Source organism: Microbacterium sp. B19 (genome assembly GCF_000333395.1).
Taxonomy (GTDB): domain Bacteria; phylum Actinomycetota; class Actinomycetes; order Actinomycetales; family Microbacteriaceae; genus Microbacterium.
On sequence record NZ_BADA01000324.1, the window covers coordinates 20,613 to 33,722 of the forward strand.

The following is a 13,110-nucleotide window of genomic DNA, read 5'->3' on the forward strand; positions in this document are numbered from 1 at the left end:
CCGGATCCACGCCCGCCCGCGCCGGATCAGACCAGCACGCGGGCCGGGGGCACGACGCAGATCGTGCGGTTCAGCGAGCCGACCAGGTCCAGCCCGATCGATCCGATGAAGCCGCCCACGACGACTCCCCGCCCGTGCGTGCCGATGACGACCATGCTGCTGCGGTCGGCCGCGCGCGAGAGTGCGGAGGTGGGGTTGTCGCGCACGAGTTCGGTCACGACGCCGAGACCGGGGTACTCGCGGCGGACCTCGGCGACGGCGGCATCCAGAATCCGCTCGTGCTCCGCGGCGACGCGCTGGGTGCTCGGCAGAGCGGACGCGTGACCGCGCAGCACCGAACTGCCCATGAGCCACGAGTGCAGGATGCGGAGCGGAACGTCGGCGGCCGCGGCGGCGCGGGCGGCGAAGAGGAGCGCGGACGCGGACGACGCGTCCTCGTCGAGGCCGACCGTCACCGGATCATCGGATGCCATCCACCCCGCGGGGACGAGCACGGTCGGTGCACCGCTGCGCGCGGCGGCGCGGAGAGGCAGCCATCCGCTCAGCGCCGACCGCATCCGGAACCCCGTCTCGATGCCGAGGACGAGGAGCGCGGCACCGCGTGCAGCCTCCGTGAGGGTCGTGGGCATGAGCCCGTCCAGCCGCACGACGTTGGCAGGCAGGCCCGGAACGAGGTCGCGCCAGTGGCGGGAGGCGGCATCCAGGATCCGGTCCGCGGCGACCCGATCGGACAGGAACATGTTCGTGACCAGGACGATGTCGAGCTCGAAGCTCTCGGTGCGAGCCCTCTCGGCCGTCCATTCCAGCGCTGCCTCCGACGCGGGACTGCCGTCGAATCCCAGAACGACCCGCTCCATGGCGCTCTCCTTTCGAACGCCCCGAGAGTAGGCGGCGAGCGGGCGCGCGCGGCGGGCCGAAAGTCCCGCGGCGTCAGAGGTCGGGGTGCCCCAGCCGGAAGACCGCGGCCTGCGTGCGGGAGTCCACGCCGAGCTTCATGAGCACCGACGACACGTAGTTCTTCACGGTCTTCTCGGCGAGGCCGAGGCGCTCGCCGATCTGCCGGTTCGTCAGCCCGTCGGCGATGAGCGTGAGCACCTGCCGCTCGCGCAGGCCGAGCGATCCCCAGCGCGGGTCGTCGTCGCCGGCGCCGTCGCGCAGGCTCGACGCGGCCTTCGCCGCCGCGGCGGTGTTCAGCAGCGAGCGCCCGGTACTGACGGCGCGGATGTCCTCGAGCAGGCGCATCGCGCCGATGTTCTTGAGGAGGTACCCGGATGCGCCCGCGAGCACCGCGGCGTAGGTCGCGGCGTCGTCGTCGTACGCGGTGAGGATCAGGCACGCCACGTGCGGCATCGACGAGCGGATACGGCGGCACAGGTCGATGCCGCTGCCGTCGGGGAGGCGCACGTCGAGCACGGCCACGTCGGGTCGAGCGGCCTCGATCCGCGCGAGCGCCTGACGGACGGTGCCGGCTTCGCCGACGACCTCGAAACCGTCGGCGCCGTCGATGAGGTCGGACAGGCCGCGTCGTACGATCTCGTGGTCGTCGACGAGGAACACACGGATCATCGGGGGTCCTTCCGGGAGTCGCCGAGGGGGACGCGCCACTCGGCGCGTGTGCCGCTCGCGCCGGTGTCGACGGTGAGCGAACCGCCGCGGCCCTCGGCCCGCGCGGCGAGGTTGGCGAGGCCGCTCCGCCGGGTGTCGCGGATGCCGGCTCCGTCGTCGGCGACCACGACCGTCACGCGGCTGCCGTCCACGCCCACGTCGAGCGAGATACTGTCCGCATCGGCGTGTCGCACGCTGTTGGTCAGCAGTTCGCGGGCCACCCCGACGATGTCGTCGGCCAGGGAACCGGTGAGGGCCGTGTCGACCGGGCCGGAGAAGCGCAGCGCCGGCGGCCGCGGCAGGGCGCCCGAGACCTCCGCCACGACGTCGATGAGCCGGTGGCGGAGCGAAGTCCCGTCCCGCGCCGACAGGGCGAAGATCACCGTGCGGATCTGGGTGATCGCGTCGTCCAGCTGCCCGATCACCTCGTCGACCCGGGTTCGGTCGTGCGTCTCGGCGAGCGTCGCGGCCATCGACTGCAGCGTGAGCCCCGCCCCGAAGATCTGCTGGATGACGTGATCGTGCAGGTCCCGCGCGATGCGCGCCCGCTCCTCGGTGAGCATCGCCTTCTGCTGCTCGCGGCGCGCGTGGGTCAGCTCCAACGCGATGGCCGCCTGCGACGCGAGGACGCCGAGCACCTCCCGCTCCACCTCGGTGAACTCGCGCTCGCCGGGGGCCCGCGCGACGGTCACGACGCCCCACGTCCGCCGGCGCGTCCGCAGCGGGGCGGCGACCGCGGGTCCGGTCTCGTCGTCCGCGGTCAGCACGGCGGGGTCGGCTGGACCGGTCGGGCGGGCGGCGCTGGGCACGCGGATGCCGCCCCGGTCGAGTGCCGCGCCCGCGAGGCCGCTGCCGGCGATGACCGTCATCCCGAGGATGTCCAGCTCGCCGGTGCCGCGAGCGGCTGCCACCCGGAGCACGTCCGGGACGTCGGTGGGGACGAGGACCGTGACCCGGCAGCTGGCGGAGAGGTCGAGCACGCGCCCGGCAATCAGGTCGAACACCTCGTCGGGAGGCGTCGAGAGGATCGCCGCGGACAGCTCGGCCGTCGCCGCCGTCCACGCCGCGCGGGTCCGTGCCTCGTCGAAGAGCCGGGCGTTCTGGATCGCGAAGCCGGCGGTGGATGCCAGACCCCGGACGAGTTCCTCGTCTTCGGCGGAGAAGGAGCCGCGGCGTGCGTTCGTCAGGTAGAGGTTGCCGAACACCTGGCCGCGCACCGAGATGGGAGCGCCGAGAAAGGAGTCCATGCGCGGGTGGTGCGCCGGGAAGCCGGCGGCCCGCGGGTCGGCCTGCAGGTGTGACAGCCGGATCACCCGCGGGTCGGAGATGAGCGCGCCCAGGATGCCACGACCCCGGGGCAGGCGTCCGATCTCGGTGGCATTCTCCGGGGTGATCCCGACGTGGATGAACTGGTCGAGCGACGCCCGATCGGCGGCGAGCACGCCGAGCGCTCCGAACTCGGCATCCACCAACTCGACGGCCGCCTCGACGACGCGACGCAGGACGACGGGCAGCTCGATCTCGCCGACGACGGTCTCGACGGCGTGGAGGAGACCGCGCAGGCGATCCTGCGACGACGACGCGCTGTCCGACCCCGAGGGCGCGGTGCCGGCGATCGGTCCTCGACCTTCCGTCGTCATCGGACGCCCCCTCTCCCCGTTTCTCCAATCTACGACCGTGCGCGCGAATCCCGCCACGGCGGGGGACCTTCGACCCGCCGCCCGAGGGCGGGGCGCGGTGGACTGGGGTGGGAGGTTCCCATGGACCACGCATCGAAGAAGACCGCGCCCGTCACCGAAGTGGGCACGGCCGAGTGCTGGCGCCTCATCGAGACGCAGCGGCTCGGTCGGCTCGCGCTCGTGGACGCGGCGGGCGAACCCGTCATCTACCCGGTGAACTTCGCCGTCGCGGACGGCATCCTCTACATCCGCAGCGCGCACGACGCGAAGCTGCGTCTCCTCACGGCGCACCCGACCGTCGCGTTCGAGATCGACGGTGAGGAGGCCGGTGATCGATGGAGCGTGGTCGTGCGCGGACAGGCGGCGCACGTCGACCTGGATGCCGAGCTCCGCCGCACCCGCGCGACCGGACTGCGGTCGATGAGCCCGACGCCGAAGCCGCATGTCATCCGCATCGTGCCGCGGAGCGTCACGGGGCGCCGGTTCCGGGAGCGGGGTGAGGTCGAGGCGCTCCGGTCGCTGATCTTCCGCCCGCCCGCCGAGACGCTTCCGCCGGCGGCGCGACCCCCGCACCCGATCCCCGGCATCACGCCCCGGGCGGGCGTCTGAGATTCTGCGGTCGTCGGCCCGACCGGCACGGGTCGTCTTCCTCCCTGGTGCGGCTTGCACCTCCGGCCTACCCGATGGGGGTGTCGGGGTCACCGACCTCGGCCAAGCGATCGTCCAGAAACGCCTGCTCCGCGGCGTTCGCCGTGAGCTCGCGGGCGCGCCGGTAGGACCGCGCCGCTGCAGCGGCGTCACCGAGACGCTGCAGCAGATGGGCCCGGGTGGCGTGGAGGTAGGGATAGTCGGCGATCCGAGGGTCGGACGCCAACTCGTCGAGGAGCGGCAGGGCGGCGGCGGGACCATCGGCGAACGCCACGGCGGCGGCTCGGTTGAGGGCGACGACCGGGGTGTTCCAGACCGCCAGCAGGAGGTCGTAGAGGTGCACGATGCGCGGCCAGTCGGTCAGCTCGGGGGAGGGGGCCACCGCGTGCACACCGGCGATCGCCGCCTGCAGGGTGAACCGCCCCGGTGGGCCCGACGCCAGCGCTCCGGCCGTCACGGTGAGTCCCTCCAGGATCGCGCGCTGATCCCAGCGGGTCCGGTCCTGATCGGCAAGGAGAAGGAGCCGGCCCCGCTCGTCGGTCCGGGTGGCTCGGCGCGCGTCGGTGAGGAGCAGGAGGCCGAGGAGGCCGCGCGCTTCGGCCTGCTCGGGGAGCAGCGCTGCCAGCGTGCGGGCCAGGTGCAGGGCCCGGTCGCAGAGGTCCTCGCGGACGAGCGCATCCCCTTCCCCGGCCGTGTGCCCGGTGCTGAAGAGCAGGTGCACGGCGGTGAGGACGCTGTCCAGCCGCTCGGAGAGGTCTGCGCGCTCCGGCACCCGGTAGGGGATCTGTGCTGCAGTGATCTTCTTCTTGGCTCGAGTGATCCGTGCGGCCATCGTCGACTCGGACACCAGAAACGCCCGGGCGACATCGGAGGTGGGAACACCGCAGACCAAGCGAAGGGTGAGGGCGACGCGGGCCTCGGGCGCCAGGGCCGGGTGGCAGCAGGTGAAGACCAGTCGGAGTCGGTCGTCCGGCACCGCCGCATCCGGCTCGTGCTCGTCGGCGGGATCGTGCGGGCCGGTACCGACCGGCTCCACGAGGAGCGGGAGTTTTCGCCGGAGGGAGACCTCGCGGCGCAATCGGTCGAGCGCCTGATTCCGCGCCGCCGTCGTGAGCCAGGCGCCTGGTCGCGCCGGAATGCCGTCTCGCGTCCAGGCTTGCAGCGCGCGCACGTAGGCCTCCTGGGCGCACTCCTGCGCGAGGTCCAGGTCGCCCGTGACGCGCACCGTGGCAGACAGGACGAAGGCCCACTCGGAGCGGTGCGCCTCCGCCAGCGCGGCAACGACCGCGTCCGCCTGCGCGGCGGACGCGGTCGGTTCGTCGCCGCCGGCGATCAGAACGGATTCGTCGTCGGGTCCACCACGGGACGCACCTCGACGCCCCCACCGGGGGCCGGGCACAGCTTGCCGATCTCGATGGCGTGGTCGAGGTCGCGCGCCTCGACCACGTAGAAGCCGCCGAAGGCCTCCTTGGTCTCGACGAACGGGCCGTCCGTCAGCGCACCGTCCGTCGTGATCTTCGTGGCCGTCGTGGGGGACGCGAGCGCCGCGCCGCCCTCGATCGAACCGCCGAGTTCAGTGACCTGCCGCGTGAACGTGTCGTGGGCGTCGATCACCGCGCCCCACGCTTCCGGCGACATGGTCGTGTAGAAATTGGGGTCTTCATAGATGAGGATCGCGTACTTGGCCATGGGATGCCTCCTGCACTCGGTCGCGGGCCGGCCTGTCCGGCTCCGTCATCACTGACGACGAACAGCCTGCCGCCGGATCGACAATCGAGCGAGAACTTTTCGGCGGCAGCACTCCGCGGGTGACCGCTCTGCCTCCATCCGGACCCGCTCCCTCGCTCGGCCGGCCGGCGCCGCCTCACCGGACGACGACGGTGACCGTCGGCAGGTGCGACAGCACCGCGTGGCTGGTCGAGCCGAGCAGGAACCGCGCGACCGCGCCGCGGCCGTGGCTCCCCACGACGAGGAGCCGCGCCGAGTGGGCCGTGCGGGTGAGCACCTGCGCGGGGTACCCGGACTCGACGATCGTCGTCACCGCGAGGTCGGGGTAGTCCTGGCGGAGCCCCGCGAGGGAGATGGCCAGATCCTCCGTGGTGATGTCCTGCATGCGGTCGATGTAGTCCTGGGGGTACTCGTCCAGTTCGAAGGGCACCGGGACAGGGGACCACGTCATCACCGCGGTCAGACCCTCTCCCGTGCGGTCGGCCTCGGCCGCGGCGAACGCGATCGCCCTCTCCGACGCCTCCGACCCGTCGACACCCACGACCACACCCGCGCGCTCGCGGGACACGACCTCGGGCACGACGACGACCGGGCAGCCGGCCGCGGCGGTGATCCGCACTCCGCGGACGCCGCGGAGCGCCGAGCGGTCCCTCGCGAAGTCGCTGCCGATGACCAGCAGATCGACCTGCTGCGAGACGTCGACCAGCCGCGCCACCGGGTCTCCGCGCTCGATCACCGTCTCGGCATCCACTCCGGCCGCCCGGGCCTTCTCGGCCGCGTACTCCAGGATGGCCTCGGCCCGGCGGGTGGCGTGGGCGATGAGGGTGTCCTCCGCGCCGATGCCCCACGCGGTGCCCACCACCGACACCAGCCGGAGCCGCTCCCGCCGCGCGACCGCGCGCTCGATCGCCCACTGCAGGGCGTTCTGCGCCGCCGAGGCGTCGGTCACTCCGACCGCGATCGTTCCGTTCATGATCGTTCCTCCGCTCGTGCCGTTCGGGCCGCTCGTGATGCGGACCGGCTCGTTTCCGATCCTCTCGCTCGCCGGGGGAAGCCCGCGGGACCTTCGGCCCACCGCGACGAGGGGCACGGGCGAAGACTCGAGGCAGGCAAACGATCCAAGGAGAGATCATGCGCGCAGCAGTCGTCGAACAGTTCGGTTCGCCCGCCACGGTGGAGGAACGGGCGATTCCCCAACCCGGACCAGGGCAGGTCCTGGTCCGCCTGGAGACCTGCGGCCTCTGCCACACCGACATCCACGCGATGAACGGTGACTGGCCCGTGAAGCCGCCCCTCCCGCTGGTCCCCGGACACGAGGGCGTCGGCATCATCGAAGAGATCGGCGCCGGGGTCACCACCCGCACCGTCGGGCAGCGCGTCGCGATGCCGTGGCTCGGTCACGCGTGCGGCGAGTGTCGCTACTGCGTCGACGGGCGTGAGAACCTCTGCGAGCAGCAGTACAACAACGGCTACGGCGTCGACGGCGCCTACGCCGAGTACATGCTCGCCGACGCCCGGTTCGCGGTTCCGGTGCCCGACGGGGTCACCCCGCTGGACGCCGCCCCGCTCACGTGCGCCGGCGTGACCACCTACGCGGCGGTGAAGAACGCCCGCGTCACGCCGGGGGAGACCGTCGCCGTGTTCGGTATCGGCGGCCTCGGGCACCTGGCCGTGCAGTACGCGCGGCTCGTCGGCGCCAAGGTCATCGCGGTCGACGTGACGGACGAGAAGCTCCAGCTCGCGACCGAGCTCGGCGCCGACGTCGTCGTCAACGCCCGTACCACCGACGTGGTCGAAGCGATCCGGCAGCAGGGCGGAGCCGACGCGGCGATCGTCCTCGCGGTCGCACCCTCGGTGTTCCGACAGGCTTTCGACTCCCTGAACCGCGGCGGCCGACTCGTGCTGGTGTCGCTGCCCGCGGGCGGGGAGCTGACGATCCCGGTGTTCGACACGGTGCTCAAGGGCATCAGCGTCATCGGCTCGATCGTCGGCACGCGCCAGGACCTCGTCGAGGTGTTCGCGCTCCACGCCCTCGGTCGCACGCGGGTCATCACGCAGACCCGCGACCTCGCGGACGTGAACCGCTCGGTGGAGGAGGTGCTCGCGGGTTCGGTGCCGGCGCGTCTGGTCTTCGCGTACCACACGGCCGACCTGGTGCCCGTCACGGAGGCAGTGGAGACCGTCTCCTAGCGCGATCTCTTTCGGGCCTGCCTCCCACGTCGGCCGGCCCCGCGCGGGGCGGGGTCGGCCGGCGTCCGGCATTCGGCGCGGGGTGGAGGTCGGCCGCCGTCCGGATTCGGCGCGGGGCGGGGTCGGCCGGCGTCCGTCATTCAGCGCGGGGAGGAGGTCGGCGTCCGGCCGCGCCCGGGCGGACTCCTCGGTCATCCCGTTCGAGCGCTTCGCCTGAACGCGAGAAGCCGCGCGGCCGCGGCGTTGTAATGGCGCACCGATGTGAACCCGGCTGCCGGAGAGTGTCTCCCGCGCTCGGGTGCGCCTCGCTCTTCTTCGCAATTCCTCGGCTGCGAAACTGCGACGACGGCAGTGGCGGCTCGGCGGCCGGCGCATCGATCGGTGCTCGGCGCGAAGAGGTTGCCATCTCACCCGCCTGCCCTGATCGGTACGAGGGTGATCCTCGCCGCCGCGCTCCGGGCCGTTCTGGCAGAGCCTCGGGTTCGAGCACTCCGATCGCGACGAGCTCGCCGCGCTGGCGGATACGCATCAGGTGCGGCTGTTCCGGCGAACCGGGCAGTTGGGGCGCGAGGTCGCGTGGTCGCGCTCGCTCGCGGCGTCCTGAGCGAGGTTCCGTGCGGGCTGAGGTCGGGCGTGGGCGCGTCTCTGCGAAACTTCACCCGCAGTGCGTTCATCTGGGGAAATACCCTGACGAGTGGGTCATTCGTTCGGGTTCGGATGCGCGGTGCCCCTCCTCCCCAGCGCGCCTTGGGGCTGATTTGTCCCCATTCGGGCGGGTGGGACGGGTTCGATGTCGGAGGCCGTCGCTAGCATGCACACATGTCTTTCGATCCGGTTCCGACACCGCCCGATAAGGGGGCTTCGGCCCTCTCGGCGGTGTTGGTCGAGGTGCGCGGAACGGATGCCGAACTCGCCTCCGCCGAAGCCCGACGCACGCGGGCGTTGGCCCGCGCAGGCCGCCTCGCCCTGAACGCGTCCGCGGGGGTGCGGGCGTCGGGGAGAGCGGCGGAGTTGGCGTTGCGGGAAGTCGCGTCCGAGATCGCGGCCGCGGAGTGCGTGTCGGATCGGAGTGTGCAGGCGCAGATCGGGCGGGCGATGACCCTTGCCGACGACTTCCCCGTCACCCTGGACGCGTGGGAGGCGGGGGCCCTCACGCGGACGCATGTGCGGGTGATCGTGGATGCCGGGACACCCCTGCCCCCGGAGCGGCGTGGCGAGTTCGACGTGCTCGCCGTCGCCACCGCCGACGGGCTGAGCCCGGCGCGCTTGAGGACCCGGCTTCTGGCGTTGGCGGAGTCGCTGCGATCGACGACGCTGACCGAGCGGCACCACCGCGGCCGGGAAGCCCGGTGCGTCCGCGTCGTGCCGGGGGAGGACGGCATGTCCGACCTGATCGCGACCCTCCCCACGGTGCTCGCGGTGGGGATCTACGACCGGCTCGTGCAACAGAGCGCCGCGATCGTCGACCTGCGCCGAGACGCCGCGCGTGGTGACGCGTCGACGGGGGAACACGGGCGCTGCGGCGATACCTCCGCGGGGGAACCCGCGGGTAGCCGCGGGGGTGGGGACGAGCGCGGTGACCGCTCACAGGCCGCGACGACGGCCGCGCCCGATACCCGGACCCCTGATCAGGTGCGCGCCGATATCCTCGCGGACCTGCTGCTGACCGCTGCGCCCGACGCCGACCCCACCCGCACCGACGACGGCCCCGGCGCCCTCGGCGCGATCCGGGCGCGGGTGCAGGTCGTGGTCCCGGCGTTGACGATGCTCCGCCCGGGCACCGAGAACTCCGATCCCGCCGGCCTCGTCGGCCACGGCCCCATCGACGCCGGCACCGCCCGCGCCTTGGCCGAAGCCACCCCGGTCCCGTGGGACCGGGTCATCACCCACCCCGTCACCGGCGCAGTCCTCCGCACCGACACCTACCAGCGCACCACCGCGATCGACCGGCACCTTCGCGCCCGCGACCGCCACTGCCGATGGCCCGGATGCGTCGCCCCCGCCGTGCGCTGCGAAGTCGACCACACCCACGACTGGGCCCTCGGCGGCGCCACCGACGTCACCAACCTGGCGCACCTGTGTCAAAGACACCACACCCAGAAACAGTTGACCCGCTGGACGGTCCGACAACTCCCCACCGGAATCCTCGCGTGGACCTCGCCTACCGGACGCGTCTATATCGACGAACCCCTGCCCTACTCCCCAGCAGTCAGATTCCTCCCCGACGACCCCACCGCCGACCCGTCACCCCCGACCGACCCGCCGCCCCCGACCGACCCGCCACCCGCGACCGACCGTGAACGTGAACCAGCACCGTTCTGAACCTCGGCCGGGCCGTTCTGAGCGGCCCGACCGAGCGGATGCGGAGGAGGCGAAGCGGGCGTCCGGCCGTGCGCGATCAGTGCGGCCTGGACAGGAGGCGTGCGGGTCGACGACGGCGTCATTCACGGTATCCGCCGCGCTCGACCTTCCCGATGATGTCGGAGGTGGAGATCTTCCCGTCGACGTGGAGGTTGAGGTCGTCGATCATCTCGCAGGTCGGCTCCATGTTCTCCAGCGGGTCCTGTCAGCGAACGGTGCGCACGACCGCGGTGGTGACCGGGGCCGTGACGTCGAACGCCGCGCCGCCGGGAACCGACTCGAGCAGGCGCCGCGTGTAGGCCTCGCGGGGGTCGGCGAACACGTCCTCGATCGTGCCGTGCTCGACGACGCGGCCATGCAGCAGGACGAGCACCTCGTCGCACACGTGCTCGACCACCGCGAGGTTGTGCGAGATGAACAGCATGGTGAGGTCGCGCTCGCGCTGCAGCCGCTCGAGCAGGCGCAGGATCTCGGCCTGGGTCGACACGTCCAACGCCGAGGTGATCTCGTCGGCCACGATCACGTCGGGATCGACCACGAGGGCCCGCGCGATCGCGATGCGCTGGCGCTGGCCGCCCGAGAACTCGTGCGGGTAGCGATCCACGGCATCCTCCCCGAGGGCCACGGATGCCAGGGCCTCGACGATCCGAGCCCGGTGGCGACGCAGTCGCGCGCCCACGGGATCGATGGCCTCCGCAAGGGTCTGGCCGATCGTGCGCCGCGGGTCGAGGGACGAGAACGGATCCTGCGGGATGTACTGCACCCGCCGCCGCACGGCCGCGACGGTCGCGCGCTTCGCCGACGCGAGCTCGGTTCCGTCGAACACGATCGAGCCGGCCGCGACGCGGTGGAGGCCGACGATCGTCTTGGCCAGCGTCGACTTGCCCGACCCCGACTCGCCCACGATGCCGACCGTGCGGCCGCGGTCGACCCGCAGGCTCACCTCGTTCAGGACGCGGGTGCTCCGGATGCCGTGACCCAGATCGACCGACAGGTCGCTGATCTGCAGCAGGGGGGTGTCAGACACGGTCGCGCTCCTCGAGGGGACGGGGGACGGTGGTCAGGGTCGGAGTCGCTGCCAGCAGGGCCCGCGTATAGGGGTGCTGCACTTCGCGTCGACGGAGCTGGTCGGCGGTGAGGCGCTCGACGATCTCGCCGGTGCGCATCACCAGGACCCGATCGCACAGGGCCTCCACCACGCCGATGTCGTGCGAGATGAAGAGGACCGCGGTGCCGCGGTCGCGGTTCAGACGCTTGAGCTGCCGCAGCACGTCGGCCTGCACGGTGACGTCGAGCGCCGTCGTCGGCTCGTCGGCGATCAGCAAACGCGGGTCGGTGACGAGCGAGCTCGCGATTCCGGCGCGCTGCAGCATGCCGCCCGAGAGGTGGAAGGGGTGCTGACCCATCACCCGTTCCGGCTCGCGGATGCGCATCTCGGCGAGGCCGTCCCGCAGGCGCGTGCGGGACGCCCGTCTCGACAGCCCCAGATGCACGCGGGCAACTTCCGTCAGCTGCGCGCCCATGCGCAGGGCCGGGTTGAAGGTCGAACCCGGGTCCTGGTACACCAGCCCGATCTCCCGCGCGAGGCGCGAGCGGTTCCCCGGTGACAGCAGGTCGAGGTCGTCGAGGCGGAGCACATCGGCATTCACCGCCACCCCGTCGGCCTGCAGCCGCGCAAGGGACATCGCGGTCATCGACTTGCCCGACCCCGACTCGCCGACGAGGCCGAGGATCTCCCCGGCGGCGATCTCGAACGAGATGTCGTCGACGAGCGTCTTGCCGCTCGGGGCGCGGACGGTCAGCCCGCGCACCTCGACGAGCACGCCGGGATGGGCCGCGACACCCGCCTCGCGCCGACGGGAGACGAGCGCACGGGTGCCCCGAGAGCTGCGGGGGTCGAGCCACACGGCCAGCCCGTCGCCGGCGAGCATCGCGGCGACGCCGGCGAACACGAGCATCACCGAGGGGCCCACGACCTGCAGCGGCTGCGAGTACACCGCGGGGAGGCCCTCGTTCAGTAGGCGCCCCCAGTCGAAGTCGGGGCTCTGCACGCCGAGTCCCACGAACGACAGGCTGGAGATGTCCAGCAGCGTCAGTGCGAAGCTCGACGCGATGAGGACCAGGAGCGGCCCGGAGATGTTGGGCAGCAGGTGGCGCGAGAACAGGCGGAAACGGGGGACGCCGAGCAGCCTCGCGGTCCCCACGTAGTCGCGGGTGGCGACGGCGCCGGTCATGTTCGAGGTGATGCGGGCGAAGCTCGGGACCCCGGCGAGCGCGATCGCGACGATCGCGGACAGCGTCCCGGCACCGAGGATCGCCGCGATCACGAGCGCGAGGATCAGCGAGGGGAACGCGACCGTGGAGTCGATGACGCGCAGGACGGCTTCGCGGAGCCCGCGCGGACCGACCCACACGAGCCCGCCGATGAGCACGCCCAGCACGACGGATCCGGCCGTGGCCGCGGCGGCCATGAGGAGGGTCAGGCGGGTGGCGACGAGCGTGCGGGCGAGCACGTCACGGCCGAGGTCGTCGGTGCCGAGCCAGTGCGCGGCCGAGGGCAGGGATCGGGTGTCGGGCGTCACCGTGGTCGCGGCGGCACCCCACACGAGGGGCGCGACGACCGCGATGACCACCAGGATGCCGAGCATGACGAGACCGGCGAGGAGGGAGGCCGGGACGTGACGGGAGCGGCGTTCAGACATGCGTCGGGCCTCCGAGGGTGCGGGGGTCGATGAGGCCCAGCACGACGTCGATGAGCAGGTTGATGAGGATCGCGAGCGCGCCGACGGTGAGGACGATGCCCTGGATGACGGGGAAGTCGCGGAAGATGATCGCCTGCACGACCTCGAGACCCAGGCCGGGGAGGCTGAACACCGTCTCGATGACGATGGGCCGCCGA

At 72.3% G+C, this 13,110-nt stretch carries 12 protein-coding genes and 1 pseudogene; 4 read left to right on the forward strand and 9 right to left on the reverse strand.

Annotation, left to right across the window (positions count from 1 at the left end; all coding sequences use genetic code 11):
- Window positions 1-26: 26 nt before the first annotated feature.
- The 3 genes from I5G_RS11455 to I5G_RS22070 form a co-directional block, all read right to left on the reverse strand.
- The gene (locus tag I5G_RS11455) at window positions 27-857 is read right to left on the reverse strand and encodes a universal stress protein (RefSeq protein ID WP_022879172.1); all 831 of its coding nucleotides are present in this window, start codon (window positions 855-857) and stop codon (window positions 27-29) included.
- A gap of 73 nt (window positions 858-930) precedes the next feature.
- On the reverse strand, window positions 931-1,566 hold the full coding sequence (locus I5G_RS11460; protein ID WP_022879173.1) for a response regulator transcription factor: 636 nt from the start codon (window positions 1,564-1,566) through the stop codon (window positions 931-933).
- Window positions 1,563-3,245, reverse strand: a complete 1,683-nt coding sequence (locus I5G_RS22070; RefSeq protein WP_022879174.1) for a GAF domain-containing protein — start codon at window positions 3,243-3,245, stop codon at window positions 1,563-1,565. Before I5G_RS22070 ends, I5G_RS11460 begins: the two co-directional genes overlap by 4 nt.
- A 120-nt stretch (window positions 3,246-3,365) precedes the next feature.
- Here I5G_RS22070 and I5G_RS22075 point away from each other — a divergent pair, with 120 nt between their 5' ends.
- Window positions 3,366-3,893: a pyridoxamine 5'-phosphate oxidase family protein gene (locus I5G_RS22075; RefSeq protein ID WP_022879175.1), complete on the forward strand. Its 528-nt coding sequence runs from the start codon at window positions 3,366-3,368 to the stop codon at window positions 3,891-3,893.
- Between the two features lie 67 nt (window positions 3,894-3,960).
- On the opposite strand, the gene I5G_RS11475 is transcribed toward I5G_RS22075, so the two are convergent.
- The 3 genes from I5G_RS11475 to I5G_RS11485 form a co-directional block, all read right to left on the reverse strand.
- Window positions 3,961-5,331 (reverse strand): RNA polymerase sigma factor, encoded by a 1,371-nt coding sequence (locus tag I5G_RS11475; protein ID WP_022879176.1) that lies wholly within the window; start codon window positions 5,329-5,331, stop codon window positions 3,961-3,963.
- Window positions 5,265-5,621 (reverse strand): YciI family protein, encoded by a 357-nt coding sequence (locus I5G_RS11480; RefSeq protein ID WP_022879177.1) that lies wholly within the window; start codon window positions 5,619-5,621, stop codon window positions 5,265-5,267. Before I5G_RS11480 ends, I5G_RS11475 begins: the two co-directional genes overlap by 67 nt.
- Before the next feature lie 175 nt (window positions 5,622-5,796).
- On the reverse strand, window positions 5,797-6,633 hold the full coding sequence (locus I5G_RS11485) for a universal stress protein (protein WP_026095869.1): 837 nt from the start codon (window positions 6,631-6,633) through the stop codon (window positions 5,797-5,799).
- Window positions 6,634-6,791: 158 nt separating this feature from the next.
- On the opposite strand from I5G_RS11485, the gene adhP reads away from it, so the two are divergent.
- From adhP to I5G_RS22080, 3 genes and pseudogenes are all read left to right on the forward strand, one after another.
- A complete protein-coding gene (gene adhP, locus I5G_RS11490) occupies window positions 6,792-7,850 on the forward strand; it encodes an alcohol dehydrogenase AdhP (protein ID WP_022879179.1) in 1,059 nt (352 codons plus the stop codon).
- Between the two features lie 451 nt (window positions 7,851-8,301).
- Window positions 8,302-8,454: pseudogene (locus I5G_RS26490) on the forward strand (GNAT family N-acetyltransferase); the annotation flags it as partial.
- Between the two features lie 215 nt (window positions 8,455-8,669).
- Window positions 8,670-10,172 carry an HNH endonuclease signature motif containing protein gene (locus I5G_RS22080; RefSeq protein WP_022879180.1) on the forward strand — a complete coding sequence of 501 codons (1,503 nt, stop codon included), beginning with the start codon at window positions 8,670-8,672 and terminating at the stop codon, window positions 10,170-10,172.
- Between the two features lie 244 nt (window positions 10,173-10,416).
- On the opposite strand, the gene I5G_RS11505 is transcribed toward I5G_RS22080, so the two are convergent.
- From I5G_RS11505 to I5G_RS11515, 3 genes are all read right to left on the reverse strand, one after another.
- A complete protein-coding gene (locus I5G_RS11505; protein ID WP_022879182.1) occupies window positions 10,417-11,238 on the reverse strand; it encodes an ABC transporter ATP-binding protein in 822 nt (273 codons plus the stop codon).
- Window positions 11,231-12,913 (reverse strand): dipeptide/oligopeptide/nickel ABC transporter permease/ATP-binding protein, encoded by a 1,683-nt coding sequence (locus I5G_RS11510; RefSeq protein ID WP_022879183.1) that lies wholly within the window; start codon window positions 12,911-12,913, stop codon window positions 11,231-11,233. Before I5G_RS11510 ends, I5G_RS11505 begins: the two co-directional genes overlap by 8 nt.
- On the reverse strand, window positions 12,906-13,110 hold a 205-nt coding region (locus I5G_RS11515), incomplete at its 5' end, for an ABC transporter permease subunit (RefSeq protein WP_022879184.1). The genes I5G_RS11510 and I5G_RS11515, both read right to left, overlap by 8 nt.

Coding starts and splice junctions, on each gene's coding strand:
- I5G_RS11485 (WP_026095869.1), bottom strand. CDS start 6,633: ATGAACGGAACGATCGCGGTCGGAGTGACCGACGCCTCGGCGGCGCAG.
- I5G_RS22075 (WP_022879175.1), top strand. CDS start 3,366: ATGGACCACGCATCGAAGAAGACCGCGCCCGTCACCGAAGTGGGCACG.
- I5G_RS11460 (WP_022879173.1), bottom strand. CDS start 1,566: ATGATCCGTGTGTTCCTCGTCGACGACCACGAGATCGTACGACGCGGC.
- I5G_RS11510 (WP_022879183.1), bottom strand. CDS start 12,913: ATGTCTGAACGCCGCTCCCGTCACGTCCCGGCCTCCCTCCTCGCCGGT.
- I5G_RS11455 (WP_022879172.1), bottom strand. CDS start 857: ATGGAGCGGGTCGTTCTGGGATTCGACGGCAGTCCCGCGTCGGAGGCA.
- I5G_RS11480 (WP_022879177.1), bottom strand. CDS start 5,621: ATGGCCAAGTACGCGATCCTCATCTATGAAGACCCCAATTTCTACACG.
- I5G_RS22070 (WP_022879174.1), bottom strand. CDS start 3,245: ATGACGACGGAAGGTCGAGGACCGATCGCCGGCACCGCGCCCTCGGGG.
- I5G_RS22080 (WP_022879180.1), top strand. CDS start 8,670: ATGTCTTTCGATCCGGTTCCGACACCGCCCGATAAGGGGGCTTCGGCC.
- adhP (WP_022879179.1), top strand. CDS start 6,792: ATGCGCGCAGCAGTCGTCGAACAGTTCGGTTCGCCCGCCACGGTGGAG.